The following is a 19,108-nucleotide window of genomic DNA, read 5'->3' on the forward strand; positions in this document are numbered from 1 at the left end:
ACTCACCAGACGAAGTCGTCGCTGAGCTTGGCCAGCGCGCGCAGCTTCTCCTCGTCGGCGCCGTCCGGATCGGCGGTGAAGACGGCGAGGAACTGCGAGCGGTCGGCGTCGACGACGAAGTCGCTGTTCAGCTCGAGCGGGCCCACCTCCGGATGGTTCAGGTGCAGCCGCGGCCAGTCCTGCGCGAAGACCGGATGCTCGGCCCAGACCTCGGCGAACTCGGAACTCTTGCCCAGCAAGGTGTTCACCAGCGCGCCCGCCTCCGGCGCTGACGGATCGGCGCCGTGCGTCGCGAGCACCTCGGCAACGATCGCCCGGCCGATCACCGCGTGGTCCTGCAGCGCGTAGAGCTCGCGCTCCGCAGGTTCGAGGAACCATCGATACGCCCAGTACCTGCGAAAGCCGCGGAACTGGGAGTGATCCCCGAAGACGGCGATCGCCAGCCGGTTCTGGACGAGCGTCTGGCCGAGGTGGCTGCAGATCTGCGCCGGGGTGTGTTCGAGCTGCCGCATCACCCGGACGAGGTTGTCGGCCGGCCGGTCGTGCAGGTACTGCGGAGGGTTGGGATACCCGGCGATCCGGAACAGGTGATTGCGCTCGTCGTCCGACAGCCGCAGCGCCTCGCCGAGCGCATTGAGTAGCTGCTCGGACGGCCGCGGGCCGCGCTGCTGCTCCATCCGGCTGTAGTAGTCCGTCGACAGACCGGCCAGCTCCGCGACCTCTTCCCGGCGCAGCCCGCTCGACCGGCGGCGCGGCGCCCGTGGCAGGCCGACGTCCTCCGGCTGGAGTTGCTCCCGACGGGTTCGCAGGAAGTCTGCGAGCAGCGCCCGGTTCAGGGTGGGCTGGATCACAGGACAAAGTATCCCTGGTTGCCGGTGCCACCGATTGATGTGGTGGTGCCATGAAACGAATCCTGACCATCTTGGCGGCGGTCGTCCCGCTGGCCGCGCTGATGCCGCTGCCCGGCAGCTCAGCCGCGACCACCGCAGCCAGTACTGCCACTGCTTGCACCACCGTCTCCATCAAGGCGCCGCAGGGTGTCCGCATCGACTCGCTGACCGGTGTCGACCAGCCCGGCGGCACAGTCGTCATCCCGCCCAACCCGCCCTTCCCCAGTGGCCCGGTCACCGGCGTACCGGCGTACTGCGAGGTCACTGTCCAGCTCAGCCACCCGGGCGCGGGTGATCACGTCAAGACCGTGGTGTGGCTGCCCAAGACTGGCTGGAACGGCAGGTTCCAGGCCCTCGGTGGTAGCGCCTACCAGGCCGGTGAGTTCGGTATCCCGTGGGTGAACGCAGTGAAGGCCGGGTACGCCGTTGCCTCGACCGACGCCGGTGTCGGCCCGTCCCCGTTCACCGCGGACGCCTGGGCGCTCAAGGACGGCAAGGTCAACCAGGCCCTGCTGCTGAACTTCGCCTCCCGCTCCCTGCACGACCTCGCGACCGTCGGCAAGGCAGTCACCAACCAGTACTACGGACATGCCGCCAACTACTCCTACTGGACCGGCTGTTCGACCGGTGGCCGTCAGGGGTACATCGAGGCGCAACAGCACCCGGACGACTTCGACGGCATCCTCGCGCAGTCGCCGGCCGTGAACTGGGATCGCTGGGGTGTGGCCGCGATCTGGCCGGCCGTGGTGATGAACCAGGAGCACACGTACCCGACGGCCTGTGTCTTCGACGAGTTCAACAAGGCCGCGGTGCAAGCGTGTGACTCGAAGGACGGGGTGGTCAACGGTGTCATCGACCAGCCGCAGAAGTGCACCTGGGCGCCGGAGCGGCTGGTCGGCAAGACAGTGCTCTGCGATGGCAAGCCGGTGACGATCACTGCTGCCGATGCCCGGGTCGTTCGCAAGATCTGGGATGGGCCGCGTGGGCTCTGGTACGGGTTGACCCGCGGTTCCGCGTTCGACGGGCTGGCCGCCACGGCGGATGGGAAGGCGGTGCCGTTCGTAGTACCGGACAGCTGGGTGCGCGACTTCCTGAAGCTGGACCCTGCGTTCGACACCAGCACGCTCACCTACAGCCAGTACGCCAAGCTGTTCCGGCAGTCCCAGGCGCAGTACAACCAGGTCATCGGTAGCGACGACCCCGATCTGTCGGCCTTCCGACGCTCCGGTGGCAAGCTCCTGTCCTGGCACGGGCTCTCGGACTCGCTGATCCCGGCACTGGGCACCGTCGACTACCGCAAGCGGGTCGAGCGCGAGCTGGGCGGCAGTACTCGGGTGAACGACTTCTACCGTCTCTTCCTGGCGCCAGGGGCAGGGCACTGCGGCGGTGGCATCACGCCGACCGACCCGCTGGCTTCCCTGGTCAAGTGGGTCGAGCAGGGGCAGGCTCCTGCCACGTTGCCGGCGGCAACCGTGGATGGGACCGAGCACCGCGACCTGTGCGCTTACCCGAGCGTCTCGAAGTACAAGGGGTACGGAGACCCCAAGCAGGCGAGCAGCTACCGCTGTAGCTAGAAGAGGCTGACACCCAGCGCAAGGGTGATGAAGCGGGCGGCGCGGCCGGCCAGGACGGACAGGGAGAAGGTGACCACGCCCATCCGGCTCGCGCCTGCTATCAGCGCCACCCCGTACAGGGGTGGGATGCCGACCGACGAGCTCAGCAGCGTGACCGGGATGCCCCAGCGCCGGTCGCTGAGCGCGTCGAGCAGGCGCTTGCTGACATCGCGGTTCCACTGGACGAACCGGCCGCGGCGGGTTCCGAGGTCGACCGGCTTGGGTGGCTTGCCCTTCTTCGCCGCATAGCCCGGCCGGTACCGCACCGCCAGGAACATCGCCACCTTGCCGATCGTCTGCCCGATCGACACCCCGATCGCGGCGACCACCGGATCGAGCTTGCCGGAGGCACCGACCCCGAGCACGTAGACCTCGGCGTTCAGCACAGGGATGACGGCAGACCCGATCCCGAATCCGATCGCCAGCACCAGTTGCCAAACCCACATGACCTCGAGGCTATGTCCCATCCCGGCCCTCGGCACGGGACTTAGCACCACTGTGCCCTGTCATCTACTTCACAGCCGGTACTGCGGGCCGCCGCGCCCGGACGATCGCGACCAGCCGCTCCAGCGACACCACCTTGACCACCACGCCCGCCAGTGCCACCTCGTAGGGCAGCCAGGCGGCGTCGATGAAGGAGGCGATCAGCAGCGACACCACGACGGCTCCGGTGTTCAGCGCCTTGGCGACCTTGGACCAGTTCCAGCGGTAGATGTGCCGGTCGATCCGGTAGAAGTAGTTCGGGCTGATGCAGTCCGGCCAGAGCAGGAACGCCAGCGACAGCATCGTGTCGAGCACCCCGAACTGGATCAGGAAGATCGCCAGCGGCCCGATCACGGTCGGATAGGTGGCCATGAACGCCGCGGCGAGCAGGAAGCAGCAGGCCCGGTCGCAGACGATGTCGAAGACGGCGCCCGCGATCGTCTCCTCGTCGCGATGCCGCGCGACCGCTCCGTCGGCGATGTCGCCGATCCAGTACGCCGCATAGCCCGCGATCAGCCAGGCCAGGTCGCCGGTCGCGAAGGCCACCGTCGCGATCAGCATCGCCAGGACGGTCCGGGCCAGCGTGATCCGGTTGGGCAGCCCGAGCAGGAGTCCGGGCTTGTGCACGACCATCGGCGCGGTGCTCATCAGGCGGCCCGGAGGTTCTCGGGCGCCAACGCGTCCTGGACGTGATTCCGCAGTACGTACCCCGCGAGGTGGGCTCCGAGGAGGCCGAGGCCGGCGCCGACAGCGGCCAGCAACAAGCCGCTCAGGACCAGCAGCAACGGCCCGAAGCCCCCTCTGCTCAACCCCTGGAAGCTGATGGCGGGACCCATCACGAAGCCGAAGAACAAGCCGACCGCGAGCGCGGGACAGGCGGCGACCGCGAGTTGCCGTTCGAGGACCTGGCGCAGGAACCGGGCATCGACGCCGAACGCGGTCAGGCAGGCGAGCTGGCGACGGTGGTCGACGAGCTGGTCGGTGACGCCGACGAGCAGGACGACGAAGGCCGTCGCCACGATCAGGCCCAGACCGACTGTCGCGAAGGCGAAGCCGGTCAGATAGAAACCCTCATTGGTCGACTCGACCGGGACCCGGCCAAGGTTCTGGCGGAGGTTCTCGTCGGGCGGGATCGGCCTCACGATCAGGTCCAGGATGTTGCTCGCCAGGAATCCGACCACCAGGCCACAGCAGCCGAGCAGGGTGCTCATCCGGCCGGTCGGCCGGGAGTCTGCGATCAGCCGTGCTCCGGCGAGCACATTGAGTGGTGCGGCGGACCGGATCAGGCGGCGTCCGATGCCGACGGTCATCCGTGAGCCGCCCAGCAAGGCGAAGACCGGTAGTACGAGCAGAACAAGGGCATAGCCGATGCCGAACGGCCCAGCGATCAACAACAGTGCCAGCAGGATCGTTGTGAGGGCTATCGCCAGCCGCAGACCGTTGGGGTACGACATGGGCTCGGCCGGGCTGCGATTGATGGTCAAGGACCAGCCGATCATCGCTCCGACTGCTGTAGTGAACAGGACACAAGCCAGCCAGGCCGGCAGGTCGAACAGGTCGGCTCCCGGTAGCAGCCTGGCCATCCGTGGCAGTGCCGCGAACACCAAGCTCAGGGCCAGGTAGATCGGTGCCGCCAGCAGGCCACCGGCAAGTCCTGCCAGCGCGGCGTCCGCCGCGCCCAGCTGCTTGATCTGCCGAGGCGTTCCGCCTGCCAGCCGTACTGCGGTCAATCGCCGCTCGCGTGCCGCGACGCCGATCCGCAACGACTGCCCGGCCAGTCCTGCCGCAAGGACGGCCAGGATGACGAACACCGTGATGACGCCCGGTCGAAGGCCTTCCTCGGCCAGGTAGTTGCTGTAGGTGGACTTCGGCAGATCGCCGGGGCCGAGCCGGCCGATCCGGAGGGCGCCGATCACCAGGGCACCGGACAACCCGACTGCCACGGTGGTGAGCCGGATCCTGCTGCGGTCGGCCGGAGTACGGGACCGGGACAGTTGGATGGCGGCGGAGAGCTTCATGTGAGCCTCACTTCGTGCTGGATCACGCCGTCGCGGATCCGGACCTCGCGGTCGGCGACGGCGGCGATCAGGTTGTCGTGGGTGACCATCACCAGCGCGGCCCCGCGATCACGGGTCGCTTTGAGCAGTACGTCGAGCAACTCCTGTCCGGCCCGGCTGTCCAGACTCCCGGTCGGCTCGTCGGCGAGTACGACGGCCGGACCGGTGATCAACGCCCGGGCCACGGCAGCTCGCTGGGTCTGACCTCCGGACAGCTCGGCCGGGGTGGCTTCTGCCTCGTCGGCGACCCCTACCTTGTCGAGCCACTCGATAGCCGACGTACGGGCCGCTTGGCGACTGTGGCCGTCCAGCAGCAGCGGTAGCGCGACGTTGTCGGCCAGCGACAGGTCCGGGACGAGTTGGCCGAACTGCAGGACCACACCGATACGGCTGCGCCGGTACTTGCTGCGCTCCTCCTCGGTCAGCGCCGACAGGTCTTGCCCGTCGACCTTCACCGTCCCGCTGTCGGGCTGGAGGATGCCGGCCGCGCAGTGCAGCAGGGTGGACTTGCCGCCGCCACTGGCTCCCGTGATCGCGACCACCTCGCCTGACGTGACGGTGAGAGTGACGCCGCGCAGGGCGACGTTGCGGCGGTAGCTGTACTCGACGTCACGCAGTTCCAGTGCAGTCATCGGCGGGGCTCCTTCTGCTCGGTGATGCGCTCCATGACGCTGTCGAGCCAGCGCAGGTCGGCGTCGAGATGGGCGACCGTGTACTCGCGGACCAGTGGTGAGGTGGGGTCGTCCCCGGTCGGGGTGGCGTTGAGTTCGCGGATCCGGCGCAGGTGGCTCGCCCGCTGCCTGGCCAGGAACTCGGTCGGGTCGCCTCCGGTCCGTACGGCGGCGACCAGCTTGCGGAGCATCTCGTCAGCACTGCCCCAGGCCGGTGGTACCGGATCGAGCAGCCAGTCGGCGAGGTGCTTGCGGCCCTTGTCGGTGATCGCGTAGACGGTCCGCTCGGGGCCGCCCTCCGAGCCCCGGTCGACCACCTCGGCCAGGCCGTCGCGGGCCAGCCGGCCGAGCGTCGTGTAGACCTGCCCGAACGCCAGCGGCCGGTTGTCCGGGAACCAGGCGTCGTGGCCGCGCTTCACGTCGTACCCGTGCGCCGGGCCGTCGGCCAGCAGGCCCAGAACAAGCTCCGCGGTTGCCATGTGATCGACTATACACACGATATATGTACTGAGTGAATAGTCGCCGATGCGGGCAGATCGGGCGGTGGTCGGTAGGATTCAGGCGTCATCCCCGGTCCGAACCAGGAGTTTCAGTGGCTCGCGTTGTCGTCGACGTCATGCTCAAGCCCGAGATCCTCGACCCGCAGGGCAAGGCGGTGCACGGCGCGTTCGGCCGGCTCGGCTTCGACGGCGTGGCCGATGTGCGTCAGGGCAAGCGCTTCGAGATCACCCTGGACGGTGAGGCGACCGAGGAACGGGTCGCCGAGATCCGCAAGGCGGCCGACACGCTGCTGGCCAACCCGGTGATCGAGGACTACACCCTGCACGTCGAGGCAGACGTCCAGTGAAGATCGGGGTCGTCACCTTCCCCGGCTCGCTGGACGACGCCGACGCCCGCCGCGCGGCAGCCGTCGCCGGCGCCGAAGCAGTCGCCCTCTGGCACGGCGACGCCGACCTGCACGGGGTCGACGCGGTCGTCCTGCCGGGCGGCTTCTCCTACGGCGACTACCTGCGGGCCGGCGCCATCTCCCGGTTCGCGCCGGTGATGGAGACCATCATCAAGAAGGCCGGCGAGGGAATGCCGGTGCTCGGCATCTGCAACGGCTTCCAGGTGCTCTGCGAGTCGCACCTGCTGCCGGGCGCGCTGATCAAGAACAACCACCGCAAGTTCATCTGCAAGGACCAGCCGCTGCGGATAGAGAACAACCGCACCGCCTGGACCAGCGACTACGACGCCAACCACGAGATCACCATCGTGCTGAAGAACCAGGACGGTGGTTTCGTCGCCGACGAGGCCACCCTGGACCGGCTCGAGGGTGAGGGCCTGGTCGTCGCCCGCTACCTGGACGACAACCCGAACGGCTCGTACCGCGACATCGCCGGGATCAGCAACGAGCGCGGCAACGTGGTCGGCCTGATGCCGCACCCCGAGCACTGCGTCGAGACCCTGACCGGCCCGAGCACCGACGGCCTCGGCTTCTTCACCTCGGTTCTGAAGGCCGTAGTCGCCTCCTGATGAGACCACCTGGAGTACGGCGGCTGCTGTCGGCCGCCGCCGTCCTCCTCGCCGCCTCCGCGTCGGCAGCCGGTACGGCGAACGCTGCGCCGGTCCCCGCTGAGCCGGCTCTCACCGGGTCGGCGCTGGCCAGCCCGGCGCTCAGTGAGCCGGCCAAGGTGATTGTGGTCGGGGTGCCGGGGTTGAGCTGGAACGATGTGAAGGCGTCGCCTGAGCTGACCGCGCTGGTCGGCCAGGCGAACGTCGGCTCGATCACCGTGAAGACCGCCGGTCCGCACACCTGCCCGATCGACGGCTGGCTGACGATCAGCGCCGGCACCCGCGCCTGGGGCAGCGTCCCGGACCAGCCCTGCGGCGACCTGCCCACGGTGACCGACGGCAAGATCCAGAACTGGCAGACGTACGTCGACCGCCAGGCCGAGCACCACACCGGCGCTCCGCTCGGCCGACTGACCGCGAGCCGTGACCGAGTCTGCGGCTTCGGCCCCGGCGCTGCGATCGCCACCGCGGCACCCGACGGCACGGTCGCCAACTGGAAACCGGCCTTCGACCGGGAGACCTTCGACGACAACTGCAGTGACGCGATCATCGACGCGGGCGCGCTCCCGCTGCGCGAGGGCCGCGACGAGGCGCGCAAGAAGGTCGCCGATCTGGTGCGGCAGGCCCAAGACGCCTCGCCGGTCGCCTGGGTGCTGCTCGTCGGTATCAGCCAGGAGACCGCCAACGCGCACCAGGAGCCGCTGGTCGCGATGCAGTTGCCGCCGGCCGACGGTCCGCGCTGGCTCACCAGTGACTCGACTCGACGCCCTGGCCTGATCCAGCTGACCGACGTCACCGCGACCGTGCTCCGCGGCGTCGGCAAGGAGCTCGACCCGGCGGGCGAAGAGCAACCCGGCCCGCTCGACGGCAACCAGCTCGCCGTCGACGGCGACCGGCACGACCAGAGCGGCGCGGCAGGCAAGTCCACGGCCTCGGTGATCGAGGACCGGCTGGACACCAACGAGCGGTTCGAGCATCCGCGGCCGGTGCTGATCGCCGTCGCGATGACCTTGCTTGCGGCGCAGTTGATCGCGCTCGGGTGGTTTCTCAAGACGCGGAGCCGGCGGGCTCGTAGTACGAGTGAATTCACGTTGCTTGCCCAAGGCGGGTTCTTCATCGCGGTCTTCCTGTCCACTGCGACGGTGTGGTGGCGGTGGCCGTCGCCTGGGCTGTCCCTGTACTTCGTGGTGCTGGCGATCAGCGCTGTCTTCGCCGGGGTCGCCCGAGCGGTCCTGAAGCAATGGGCCGCGCTGGGGATCCTGCTGGCGGCGTACCTGATCCTGCTGGTCGACGGAGTGCTCGGTACTCCGCTGCAGTTCGGCAGCATGTTCGCCGACGGACCGGTGATCGGTGGACGCTTCTACGGCTTCGGCAACTCGACGTTCGCGACCCTGGCCGTCGCAGCCCTCGTCACGGCCGGATGGGTCGCGCAGCGGCTGCTGGACCAGAGCAGGGTGAAGGCGGCGCTCGCAGTACTGGCTATCGGCGGCCTGGCGATCATCGTGGACGGCAAGCCCGGCTGGGGGACCGACTTCGGCGGCATCATCGCGCTGACTCCCGCTGTACTGCTGCTGGCCTGGCTGACCTGGCGTGGTGGCATCACCCTCAAGGCACTGGTCGGCATCGGGGTCGCGGGCGTGCTCGCGGTGTCCGCTGTCGCCTTCCTCGACTTCCTCCGGCCGGAGGACCAGCGCAGCCACTTCGGTACGTTCGTGGCGCGGCTGCTCGACGGTGACGTGAGCGACGTACTGATCCGCAAGCTGCAGATGGCCCTGGCCTTCTTCCACACCCCGGCGGGCTGGTTCATGCTCGCCGGAGTCTTGCTGGCCATGTATGCGAGCGTCTGGCCGGACAAGGTGCCCTTCGAGGCGTACCGCCGCTTCTACGCCAGCCGGCCGATGGTCCGGCCGACACTGCTCGCGCTGTCGACCTGTGGTCTGGTCGGCATGCTGCTGAACGACGCCGGGGTCGCCCTGCCCGCGATCATGACCGGCTTCACCCTGCCCTTGCTGGTGGCCCATCTGCTGGCCAGTAGCGTTGTACCCGAGTCCCACCTAGTTCAGGAGTCATCAAGTGTCGACCGACACCGTCAGTAACGCGACCAGTACGCCGGACGTGGAGCAGCCGTGGGCGGAGCTCGGGCTGAAGCCGGACGAGTACCAGCGGATCCGCGACATCCTGGACCGGCGGCCGACCAGCTGCGAGCTGGCGATGTACTCGGTGATGTGGAGCGAGCACTGCTCCTACAAGTCGTCGAAGGTGCACCTCAAGCGCTTCGGTGAGATCCCGCAGGAGACCCCGGCCGGCAAGATGCTCGCGGGCATCGGCGAGAACGCCGGTGTGATCGACATCGGCGAGGGCTACGCGGTCACCTTCAAGGTCGAGTCGCACAACCACCCGTCCTACGTCGAGCCGTACCAGGGCGCGGCGACCGGCGTCGGCGGCATCGTCCGCGACATCCTGGCGATGGGCGCCCGCCCGGTCGCGGTGATGGACCCGCTGCGGTTCGGCCCGCTGGACGCGCCGGACACCAAGCGCGTGCTGCCCGGCATCGTCTCCGGCGTCGGCGGCTACGGCAACAGCCTAGGCCTGCCGAACATCGGTGGCGAGGTCGTCTTCGACGCGACGTACCTGGGCAACCCGCTGGTCAACGCGCTCTGCGTCGGCGTCATGCGGCACGAGGACCTGCACCTGGCCAACGCGACCGGCGTCGGCAACCAGATCATCCTGTACGGCGCCAAGACCGGCGGCGACGGGATCGGCGGCGTCTCGGTGCTGGCGTCGGAGACCTTCGCGGACGGTGGGCCGACCAAGCGTCCCGCGGTACAGGTCGGCGACCCGTTCATGGAGAAGCTGCTGATCGAGTGCACGCTCGAGCTGTTCGCGGCCCGGATCGTCGAGGGCATCCAGGACCTCGGTGGCGCCGGGCTGTCGTGTGCGACCTCCGAGCTGGCCAGCGCGGGCGACGGCGGTATGCACGTCTCGCTCGACAAGGTGCCGCTGCGTGACGCATCCCTTGCTCCGGAAGAGATTCTGATGAGCGAGTCGCAGGAGCGGATGATGGCGGTCGTCACGCCGGCCAACGTCGAGCAGTTCCTCAAGATCTGCGAGAAGTGGGACGTTCAGGCCGACGTGATCGGTGAGGTCACGGACACCGGATTGCTGCAGATCGACTGGCACGGCGAGCGCGTGGTCGACGTACCGCCGCGGACCGTCGCGCACGACGGCCCGGTCTACGAGCGTCCGTACGCGCGGCCGGCCTGGCAGGACGAGCTGCAGGCCGACGGCGCCGAGAAGTTGCCGCGAGCAACGACTGGCGAGGAGCTGCGGGACACCCTGCTCAAGCTGATCGCCTCGCCGAACCTGTGCGACAAGTCGTGGGTCACGGACCAGTACGACCGGTACGTGCTCGGCAACTCGGTGCTCGCGCAGCCCGAGGACAGCGGGATGATCCGGGTCGACGAGACGAGCGGCCTCGGCGTCGCGGTCTCCACCGACTGCAACGGCCGCTTCGCCAAGCTCGACCCGTACACCGGCGCCAAGCTCGCGCTGGCCGAGTCGTACCGCAACGTCGCCACCACCGGCGCTCGCCCGGCGGCGGTCACCGACTGCCTGAACTTCGGCTCGCCGGAGGACCCGGGCGTGATGTGGCAGTTCACCGAGGCCATCCGTGGCCTGGTCGACGGCTGCATCGAGCTGGGTATCCCGGTCACCGGTGGCAACGTGTCGTTCTACAACCAGACCGGTGAGACGCCGATCCTGCCGACGCCGGTGGTCGGCGTCCTGGGTGTCATCGACGACGTCACCCGCCGGACCCCGATCGGTTTCACCGCCGAGATGGAGGGCCACCAGCTCTACCTGCTCGGCGAGACCGAGGAGGAGCTGTCGGGCTCGGAGTGGGCGCACGTCATCCACGGCCACCTCGGCGGTCGCCCGCCGGCGGTCGACCTGGCCCACGAGCAGCAGCTCGCGGACATCCTGATCAACGCCTCCCGCGACGGTCTGATCGACGCGGCGCACGACGTCAGCGACGGCGGTGTCGCCCAGGTACTGGTCGAGTCTGCTCTTCGCGGCGGCGTCGGAGCCCGCGTCTGGGCGCCGGACGGCCTCGACCCGTTCCTGTTCCTCTTCGCCGAGTCGGCCGGCCGCGCGGTCGTCGCCGTACCGCGCACCGAAGAGGTCCGGTTCACCGACATGTGCACCGCTCGCCGCTTCCCGCACACGAAGATCGGTGTCGTCACCGGCGAGTCCCTCGACGTTCAGGACCAGTTCGAGGTGTCTCTGGCCGATCTCCGCGCCACCTGGTCCGCGACGCTGCCGGCCGCTCTTGGCTGACGTGAGCCGCGACCTCGACTGGGACGGCGCGGTCAACGCACGGGATCTCGGTGGACTGCCGGCTGGGTCGGGAGCGATCCAGCCGGGCCGGGTCTATCGGTCAGCGCGCCCGGACCTGCTGACCGACACCGGGTGGAAGCAGCTGGCCGAGGCGGGCGTCGGTACCGTGATCGACCTGCGGAACGACTACGAGCGACTCGAAGTACGGGTGCTCGATGTCATTCAGCACCACCCGATCGAGGACCCGCAGGACGCCGAGTTCATGGCCGTGTGGGGTGACCGGCTGGACAGCCCGGCGTACTACTCCGAGGTGCTCCGGCGCTGGCCGGGGCTGGTCACCTCGGTGTTCGCCCGGATCGCTGACGCCCCGGAGGGCGGCGTACTGGTCCACTGCAAGGCCGGCCGGGACCGTACCGGCATGATCATCGCGATGCTGCTCCAGCTGGTCGGCACCCCGGTCGCCGACATCCTCGACGACTACGAGCTGGGCCTGCGGACCATCAACGCGTACTACGAGGCGACGCCCGCGGCCGGCGAGACGCCGCTGGACCCGGACGCGCTCGAGCAGCACTGCGCGGACAACTGCCTGGCGATGGTCGCGTTCCTCGGGTCGACCGATGTCGCGGGGTACCTGACCAACAGCGGCCTGACCTTCGAACAGCTCGACCGGCTCAGGGAACGGCTGACCCTTCCCTGATCTGTCTCAGCTCCGGTTGGGTGTTGCCCTCATCGCTGGCACACTCGGGAAGAAGGAGTGGGGTGTGAGGATGACCGATCGGTACAAGGGCCGTCCGCGGGCTGACCTGGCGAACCTGGCCGGTATGGCCGCGGCAGCCGGGCAAGAGGCGCGGGCCGTTGCCGCGCGCCGCCGCATGCAGCCGCTGCGCCTGACCGACGAGGAACGCCACCTCGCCATCGACGAGCTCTCCGAACAGTTCGCCATCGGCCGCCTCGACGAGGTCGAGCTGCACCGCCGCGTCGACATCGCCAATGAGGCCGTCACCCACGCCGACCTCCAACCCGCCTTCCACGGCCTCCCACAGCCGGCTCTCTACACGCCCACCCCACGCCAACCAGGCCGCTGGCGCTGGGCCGCCTTCATCGGCGCAGTCTGGCTGGCCCTGCCGTTCTTCCTGACCGGCCTGGTCTTCCTGGTCTTCGGCCGCGAGATAGCCGCCGCAGTCTTCGCCGTACCGGCCCTCGCCTGGACCGCCGTCATCTGGCGCTGGGCCAAAGCCCCCACCCGCCGCTCCCGCCGCTCCTGACTGCAGCAACCTGCAATCGGTCCGTCGCCGCGGTGACCGTCTGAGCTGGGAAACTACTGGCTGTGCCGATCTGGGGTGGATCGGCGGATGCTGGGGGCGCGAATGGCTGAGACGACCGAAGCTGAGTACCGGCTGCTCAACGCGATGTCGGAGACGACCCAGTACTCGCTGGTCGAGCTGGTCGAGAGCTCGGGGGTCAGGCGCGAGCGGGTCGGCCGGTTGCTGGCGGAACTCATCGGCGACGGGTATGTCACGAAGTACGGGCAGGGTGAGCGCACGGAGTACCGGCTGAGTCCCACCGGTGTCGGCAAGCGGGCGATGATGCGCGGCATCGCGAAGGACGGCCCGGTCGGCTGGGGCGAGTTCCTGAAGGCGGCGTCGACGGCCCATCACCAGGCCGGCATCGCCGCCACCCGCGAGCAGATGGCCGAGGTACCGCTCACCGACTACGACCGGGACCGCTGCGACGCCTCGTTGAGGCTGCAACACGAGCAGCGTGCCTTCGACTCCGCCGAGCTGATCAGAAGACAACGCATGCTGGCCGCGGCGGTCACCCACGGACAGCTCCTGGACGTCTTCGACGGCCTGCAGCCGCCGGCTCTGTACGGTGACGAATCGGCGCCACCCGCGGCGCACCCGTTGCAGAAGGCGGGCTCCGCCTTGCAGACCGGGTTCATGGTTGTGAGGCTGCTCTTCTGCCTCCCGTTCTTCCTCGCGGGCATCGGGATTCTGACCGGCGCCTCGAAGCCGGAGGAGTACCTCGGCGCCGCGATGTTCATCGGCGGTTCCATCTTCTTCGCCTACCCCGTCCTGCGGACGGTCTTCGACAAGCTCTGGGCGTCCCGAACCAGAAGGCCACCGCGGTGAGCCCGGGGTCGGAGTACCAATTGCTCACTGCGCTGTCGCTGACCACACCGCGCTCGGTGATGGTGCTGGCCAAGATGTCGGGCATTTCTCGTGTGCAGATTCGAGGACTGCTCCAAGAGCAGGTGCGCGAGGGTTTCGCGGCGGTACGGCGACAGCCTGGACGGGTGGAGTACCTGCTCACGCCCCGCGGCGCCGGGCGTCTGGCGGTGTTACAACCAATGACGAAGGAAGGCTCGGTGACTTCCGGCGATCACTGGGCCGCCTCCTATCGAGCGACGATCGCCACGAGTCACGCGGAGGCGGTCAGCAAGGAGTGGGCCGGCAAGTTGCTGTCCGACGAGGATCGGGCCCGGTGTGCGGCGGAACTGACACGACAGCACAAGATGGAGCTCTTCGATGACGACGAGCTGCGCAGGCGGCAAGCCGAGCTGCGCGCGGCAGTCACCCGCACACAGCTCGTCCAGGTCTTCGACGGACTCCCGGCGCCGCGGGTGGACGGTCTGCAGTTCGCGCCGGTGCGGACCAGCCTCTGGCTCAAGAAGGGGCCGGTGCGCTTGTTCTATGTGCTGTTCGCGGGTTACGGCATCTTCAGGCTGGTCACGGCGTCGGACTGGAACGACTACACCATCGGTGGAGTCGCCATCCTCCTGGCTCTCGTCCACAGCCGCGGGACCATCCGCTGGCTGGCGGCCACTCTGAGGCAACGTCAACGGCAGAAGCCCCACTAGCCTTCGGCCGGAGCTACCTGGCAAGCCGTCTGCACTGGGTGCTCGGCCGGATCACATAGCCTCCGACGCATGACGGTGCTGCGTTCGATCGGGTTGTTCGGGGTGGCTGCTTTGGCCGAGATCGGTGGGGCTTGGTTGGTGTGGCAGGGGGTTCGGGAGCATCGGGGGGTGTTGTGGGTGCTTGGTGGGATGGTTGCCTTGGGCGCCTATGGGTTTGTGGCGACGTTGCAGCCCGATGCGAACTTCGGGCGGATTCTGGCGGCGTACGGGGGAGTGTTCGTGGCCGGGTCGCTGGGCTGGGGGATGTTGGTTGACGGGTTCCGGCCGGATCGGTGGGACGTGGCCGGGGCGGTCGTCTGTCTCGTGGGGGTAGGGCTGATCATGTACGCGCCCCGGGGCTGAAATAGCCTGGGGACGTGGAGCCGTTGCTGCGACTTGCCGTGCCTGGGGATGCGTCTGCCATCTCGGAGTTGATGCGGGCGTCCGTGCTCGACCTCTTCCCGGCGTACTACGACCAGGTACAGGTAGCGAGTGCCGAGGTGCACATCGCGGGGCTGGACCTCGCGCTGATCGAGGACGGTACGTACTACGTGCACGAGGCGGCCGGCGAGATCGTCGCGTGCGGTGGGTGGAGCCGGCGCAACAAGCTCTTCAACGGTTCGGCAGCCGGCGCCGACGACCGGTTGCTCGACCCGGCGACCGAACCGGCCAGGATCCGGGCGATGTTCGTCCGTGGCGACTGGACCCGGCGCGGACTCGGCCGGGCCATCCTGACCGCCTGCGTCGACGCGGCCCGCGCCGCCGGGTTCAGCCAGTTGGCGCTGATGTCTACGCTGCCCGGCGTACCGCTGTACAAGTCGTTCGGCTTCACCGAGCTCGAGGCCGCCGAGCTGACGATGCCCGACGGCGTCGTGCTCGGCGGGGTCGCGATGGAACGCCCAGTTGATCTGATCGGAGACGCACGATGACCGCAGGCACCACCGTCCAGGCCCCCGACGGCACCGAGGTCGTGCTCGGCGAGATCGGTACCCGGGTACTGCTGGAGAATTCCCGCGTCCGCGTCTGGGAGGTCTCCCTGGCGCCGGGGGAGGCCCAGGCCTGGCACCTGCACCACAACCCGTACGTCGTCCTGTGCCTGGCGACCTCGCCCTGCCACATGGACTGGCTCGACGGCAGCGCGGCCCGCGAACTCAGCGAGACCGTCGGCGGCTCGGTCTACCGCCCGGTCTCCCCGGTCCACATGCTCACCAACGACGGCGACTCGCCGTACCTGAACCGGCTGATCGAGCTCCTCGACCTCGGCGAGGAAGCCTCCGGCGAGCCGTACGCGCCCGGCGAAGGCGTCGGCCGGTTCTCCGAGGTCGGCGAGATCCCCGCCAAGGTGGTCGTCGACGACACCGACGTACAGGTCATCCACGTCACCCCTGACGCCGGCGAGACCTACACCTGGAACACTGGCGCCCACCCGACTCTGATCGTCGACCTCGACCTGGACAGCCCAGACGTCACCTACCTCCAGCCAGGCGACGCCTACGCACTACCGCCGAAGCAGACCCGCACCAGCGGCTTCAACGTCGTGGAGCTCCGCTACTACAGCTGATCCCTGACGGCGCTCGCGCTGGGCAGCGTGAGCGCCGCGGCAGCAAGTGTCGCGGCGACTTCGAGATTGGTCTGTCGCAGCCGGGCCTTGATCGTCGGTACCTGCGGACCGACAGCACTCAGCTCGTGAACACCTAGCCCCGCAAGCACCGCCGCAGCGGCCGGATCGCTTGCCAGATCCCCACAAACCGCCACCTCGACGCCGTCCGGCACGCCGCGGACCACGCGATCGACCAGCTGCAGCACGGCTGGATCCAGCCCGTCAGCAAGGGCGGCGACCTGGCTGTTGCCGCGGTCGGAGGCTGTTGTGTACTGCGTGAGGTCGTTGGTGCCGATGCTGACGAAGTCCAACCCCTCGGCCAGCGTCGCGATCCGCAGCGCGGCTGCCGGTACCTCGACCATGATCCCGACCTTCAAGCCTGGTGGCGGCTTCAGCGCGGCCAATTCCGTCCGTGCCCACGCGACCTCTTCGGCCGTCGTGATCATCGGGAACATCACCTGTACCGGAGTCTCTGCGGCTACCTGGCAGATCGCCTTCAGCTGATCGCGCAGCAGCTCCGGCCGCCGGCGGAAGACCCGGATCCCGCGCTCACCCAGGAACGGATTCGCCTCCCGCTCCTGCGGCAGAAACGCAAGCGGCTTGTCACCCCCGATATCCCAGGTCCGGATGGTGATCGGCTTCCCACCAAACGCCGCCGCAATCGCCCGAAACGCCCCCACCTGCTCCTCAACAGTCGGCGCGACCCGCCACTCCCCGAACAACACCTCGGTCCGCACCAGCCCAGACCCATCGGCGCCCCGAGCATCCATCGCATCCTGCACCGACCCGACATTCGCCAGCACGGTGATCGTCCGTCCGTCGAGCGTCACCGCAGGCTGTTCAGCCTCGACCAGCGCCGCGTCGCGCTCACCAGCCCGCTCCCGTACGACGCCCCGCAACCGCTCCCCACCATCCGCCGGGTCGACCACGAACTCCTGAGCCCGCGCATCGAACCCCACCAACGCCCCGGCCGGCACCGCGACATCCCCGATCCCGGTCATCAACGGAATCCCCCGAGACCGAGCCACGATGGCTCCATGCCCGGTGGTCCCAGCGGCCCGCACCGCGATCCCGACGACCCGCTCGGCATCAACCCCGGCAGCAGTCGCCGCATCCAGCTCCCGCACAACCAGCACCCCACCCGCCGACTGCGCCCCGTCGTCTGCCGCTGCGCCGCTGCCAGCCGCGTCCTGGCCGACCAGCGCGCGGAGTACCCGATCGCGAACACTCCGGACATCCTGAGCCCGCTCACGCTGGTACGGGTCGTCCAGTTGCTCGAAGTCTGCCGCAACCGCGTCCAGCGCAGCTTTCCACGCGTCCGGCGCGCTCTTGTCCTCGCCTTGCGTGATCGCCCGGAAGACCGCGTCCTGCACCATCACATCGCCGAGCAAAGCCAACTGGGCATCGAAGATCGACGCCTCCGCGGCACCGACCGTCTTCGCCGTCTCGTCCCGCAGCGCGGTCAACTGCTCCTCAGCGACCCGCATCCCATCCTTCGCCCGCTGCCGCTCAGCATCGACATCACCAGCCCGGTACCCACTCAGGTCAACGTCTTGATCAGCCACGATCGCCGGCCCAACAGCAACATCCAAACCCGACCCGCTCTTACCTACAGGTCGAGCCGCACTCGCAGGCGCCGGTATGTCATCGAACCCGCGATCGGCCAACGCACCAAGGGCTGCCACCGCGGCGTCCGCCTCAGGCCCGCTGGCGCTGATCCGCAACCGATGCCCCTGCTGGGCATTCAGCGTCGCGACCATGCTCAGACTGCCCGCATCGACCGGGCCCTTCCCAGTCGTCAGATTGGTCAACGCCACTTGCGCCTGGAAGCTCTGAGCAACCCCGACCACCTTCGCCGCCGGCCGCGCATGCAACCCATGCTCGTTGCGCACCACGACTTCCGCAAAACTATTGCCCTCAGCAACTACTGACTCCGGGGCAACCGCATCGCCAAGGTGATCCTGCTTCCCGGCCAACCCACGTGAAGCCTCGGTCAGTACCGCGTCCAGCGATGCCCCGGTCGACGCCGTCACCACGGCCGCCACAAGCCCTTCCACCAAAGGCGCGCTGGACAACTTCACCCGGCCGGCAACCTCAGGATCCACAAACTCCAACGCCATCTCGGCACTCAGCACCGCACTACCCAGATCAAGCAGTACCAAGACCCCATCGGCACTGTCCGCGACCTCGATCGCCTCGGCAACCGCCGCCGCATCCGTCCCGAACGTCGTCTCGTCCAGCCCAGCCGCCACCGCGATCACCGGCCGATCGCCCTCGGCAACCATCTCCGAGGCCAACCCAACAGCCGCATCCGCCAACGCCCGGCTGTGCGACACCACCACGATCCCGATCACGCGATCACCGCACCAGGCCCGCAGCCAGCCCTCATGCCAGCGTGCGCGCGGCCGACTCCAACAGGAGCGTCGTACTGGTCGCCCCCGGATCCTGATGCCCCGCACTGCGCTCGCCGAGGTAACTAGCCCGACCCTTCCGCGCCACCAACGGCGTCGTGGCGTCCCGCCCCTTCGCGGCAGCCTCAGCCGCCGCCGTGAGCGCTCCGCCGACATCCGCCCCGCCCGCGACCGCCGAGTCGTACGCCTCCAACGCCGGCGCCCACGCGTCGTACATCGTCTTGTCGCCCAACTCCGCCTTGCCCCGCGCCAAGATCCCGCCGACCCCGGCCTTCAAAGCCTCGCCAACAGTCGCAGGAGTGATCTCAGCTCCAGCCAAAGCCGCCCCGAAGCGCAGGAAGAACGTCCCGTACAGCGGCCCGCTCGCCCCGCCGACCTTGCTGACGAGCGTCATCCCCGCCTTCTTCATCAGCTCGTCGACAGACTCGAAGCTGCTCTCATCCAGCACCGCGACAACGGCAGCGAACCCACGATCCATGTTGCTCCCGTGGTCCGCATCCCCGATCGCCGCGTCCAGCTCGGTCAGGTACGCCGCGTTCTCGTGCAGCACACCTGCGGCATCCCGCATCCAGTTGGCGAAATCATCCACTCCCAT

At 68.7% G+C, this 19,108-nt stretch carries 20 protein-coding genes and 1 pseudogene; 12 read left to right on the plus strand and 9 right to left on the minus strand.

All coding sequences use genetic code 11. From position 1 onward, the window contains the following. Nucleotides 1–2: 2 nt before the first annotated feature. Nucleotides 3–851: a helix-turn-helix transcriptional regulator gene (locus ABD116_RS24800; RefSeq protein ID WP_343974808.1), complete on the minus strand. Its 849-nt coding sequence runs from the start codon at nucleotides 849–851 to the stop codon at nucleotides 3–5. A 50-nt stretch (nucleotides 852–901) separates the two neighbouring features. Between ABD116_RS24800 and ABD116_RS24805 the strand changes: the two genes are divergently transcribed. Then, nucleotides 902–2,464, plus strand: coding sequence for a tannase/feruloyl esterase family alpha/beta hydrolase (locus ABD116_RS24805; protein ID WP_343974811.1), 1,563 nt, complete (start codon nucleotides 902–904; stop codon nucleotides 2,462–2,464). On the opposite strand, the gene ABD116_RS24810 is transcribed toward ABD116_RS24805, so the two are convergent. The 5 genes from ABD116_RS24810 to ABD116_RS24830 all read right to left on the minus strand — a co-directional run bounded on the left by ABD116_RS24810 (nucleotide 2,461) and on the right by ABD116_RS24830 (nucleotide 6,193). Beyond that, nucleotides 2,461–2,949: a hypothetical protein gene (locus ABD116_RS24810; RefSeq protein ID WP_343974814.1), complete on the minus strand. Its 489-nt coding sequence runs from the start codon at nucleotides 2,947–2,949 to the stop codon at nucleotides 2,461–2,463. The two genes, ABD116_RS24805 and ABD116_RS24810, sit on opposite strands and share 4 nt — an antisense overlap. Nucleotides 2,950–3,013: 64 nt before the next feature. Next, on the minus strand, nucleotides 3,014–3,634 hold the full coding sequence (locus ABD116_RS24815; protein WP_343974817.1) for a CDP-alcohol phosphatidyltransferase family protein: 621 nt from the start codon (nucleotides 3,632–3,634) through the stop codon (nucleotides 3,014–3,016). After that, on the minus strand, nucleotides 3,634–5,004 hold the full coding sequence (locus ABD116_RS24820) for a hypothetical protein (protein ID WP_343974820.1): 1,371 nt from the start codon (nucleotides 5,002–5,004) through the stop codon (nucleotides 3,634–3,636). The genes ABD116_RS24815 and ABD116_RS24820 overlap by 1 nt, the downstream gene beginning before the upstream one ends. Next, nucleotides 5,001–5,675: an ABC transporter ATP-binding protein gene (locus tag ABD116_RS24825; RefSeq protein ID WP_343974823.1), complete on the minus strand. Its 675-nt coding sequence runs from the start codon at nucleotides 5,673–5,675 to the stop codon at nucleotides 5,001–5,003. The genes ABD116_RS24820 and ABD116_RS24825 overlap by 4 nt, the downstream gene beginning before the upstream one ends. Next, entirely contained in the window at nucleotides 5,672–6,193 is a 522-nt protein-coding gene (locus ABD116_RS24830; RefSeq protein ID WP_343974826.1) for a PadR family transcriptional regulator, read from the minus strand. The genes ABD116_RS24825 and ABD116_RS24830 overlap by 4 nt, the downstream gene beginning before the upstream one ends. A 113-nt stretch (nucleotides 6,194–6,306) precedes the next feature. Here ABD116_RS24830 and purS point away from each other — a divergent pair, with 113 nt between their 5' ends. The 11 genes from purS (at nucleotide 6,307) to ABD116_RS24885 (ending at nucleotide 16,063) form a co-directional block, all read left to right on the plus strand. Continuing rightward, nucleotides 6,307–6,561, plus strand: coding sequence for a phosphoribosylformylglycinamidine synthase subunit PurS (gene purS / locus ABD116_RS24835; protein ID WP_343974829.1), 255 nt, complete (start codon nucleotides 6,307–6,309; stop codon nucleotides 6,559–6,561). Further along, a complete protein-coding gene (gene purQ, locus ABD116_RS24840) occupies nucleotides 6,558–7,229 on the plus strand; it encodes a phosphoribosylformylglycinamidine synthase subunit PurQ (protein WP_343974832.1) in 672 nt (223 codons plus the stop codon). The genes purS and purQ overlap by 4 nt, the downstream gene beginning before the upstream one ends. Further along, a complete protein-coding gene (locus ABD116_RS24845; RefSeq protein WP_343974835.1) occupies nucleotides 7,229–9,364 on the plus strand; it encodes a hypothetical protein in 2,136 nt (711 codons plus the stop codon). Before purQ ends, ABD116_RS24845 begins: the two co-directional genes overlap by 1 nt. Then, a complete protein-coding gene (gene purL, locus ABD116_RS24850; protein WP_343974838.1) occupies nucleotides 9,342–11,603 on the plus strand; it encodes a phosphoribosylformylglycinamidine synthase subunit PurL in 2,262 nt (753 codons plus the stop codon). The genes ABD116_RS24845 and purL overlap by 23 nt, the downstream gene beginning before the upstream one ends. 1 nt (nucleotide 11,604) lies before the next feature. Then, a complete protein-coding gene (locus tag ABD116_RS24855; protein ID WP_343976810.1) occupies nucleotides 11,605–12,300 on the plus strand; it encodes a tyrosine-protein phosphatase in 696 nt (231 codons plus the stop codon). Nucleotides 12,301–12,370: 70 nt separating this feature from the next. After that, entirely contained in the window at nucleotides 12,371–12,868 is a 498-nt protein-coding gene (locus ABD116_RS24860) for a DUF1707 SHOCT-like domain-containing protein (RefSeq protein WP_343974841.1), read from the plus strand. Between the two features lie 102 nt (nucleotides 12,869–12,970). Continuing rightward, nucleotides 12,971–13,735 (plus strand): hypothetical protein, encoded by a 765-nt coding sequence (locus ABD116_RS24865; RefSeq protein ID WP_343974845.1) that lies wholly within the window; start codon nucleotides 12,971–12,973, stop codon nucleotides 13,733–13,735. Then, the gene (locus ABD116_RS24870) at nucleotides 13,732–14,463 is read left to right on the plus strand and encodes a DUF1707 domain-containing protein (protein ID WP_343974848.1); all 732 of its coding nucleotides are present in this window, start codon (nucleotides 13,732–13,734) and stop codon (nucleotides 14,461–14,463) included. Before ABD116_RS24865 ends, ABD116_RS24870 begins: the two co-directional genes overlap by 4 nt. A gap of 69 nt (nucleotides 14,464–14,532) precedes the next feature. After that, the gene (locus ABD116_RS24875; RefSeq protein WP_343974851.1) at nucleotides 14,533–14,865 is read left to right on the plus strand and encodes a YnfA family protein; all 333 of its coding nucleotides are present in this window, start codon (nucleotides 14,533–14,535) and stop codon (nucleotides 14,863–14,865) included. A gap of 14 nt (nucleotides 14,866–14,879) precedes the next feature. Further along, nucleotides 14,880–15,431 carry a GNAT family N-acetyltransferase gene (locus tag ABD116_RS24880; protein ID WP_343974854.1) on the plus strand — a complete coding sequence of 184 codons (552 nt, stop codon included), beginning with the start codon at nucleotides 14,880–14,882 and terminating at the stop codon, nucleotides 15,429–15,431. Further along, nucleotides 15,428–16,063 (plus strand): cupin domain-containing protein, encoded by a 636-nt coding sequence (locus ABD116_RS24885; RefSeq protein WP_343974857.1) that lies wholly within the window; start codon nucleotides 15,428–15,430, stop codon nucleotides 16,061–16,063. The genes ABD116_RS24880 and ABD116_RS24885 overlap by 4 nt, the downstream gene beginning before the upstream one ends. Here the strand turns inward: ABD116_RS24885 and ptsP are convergent. From ptsP to dhaL, 3 genes and pseudogenes are all read right to left on the minus strand, one after another. Continuing rightward, entirely contained in the window at nucleotides 16,054–17,997 is a 1,944-nt protein-coding gene (ptsP, locus tag ABD116_RS24890; protein ID WP_343976813.1) for a phosphoenolpyruvate--protein phosphotransferase, read from the minus strand. The two genes, ABD116_RS24885 and ptsP, sit on opposite strands and share 10 nt — an antisense overlap. 48 nt (nucleotides 17,998–18,045) lie before the next feature. Next, nucleotides 18,046–18,480 (minus strand): annotated as a pseudogene (gene dhaM / locus ABD116_RS24895) (dihydroxyacetone kinase phosphoryl donor subunit DhaM); the annotation flags it as partial. 7 nt (nucleotides 18,481–18,487) lie between these two features. After that, nucleotides 18,488–19,108: a dihydroxyacetone kinase subunit DhaL gene (dhaL, locus tag ABD116_RS24900; RefSeq protein ID WP_343976816.1), complete on the minus strand. Its 621-nt coding sequence runs from the start codon at nucleotides 19,106–19,108 to the stop codon at nucleotides 18,488–18,490.

The organism is Kribbella koreensis, from assembly GCF_039525325.1.
Lineage (GTDB): Bacteria > Actinomycetota > Actinomycetes > Propionibacteriales > Kribbellaceae > Kribbella > Kribbella koreensis.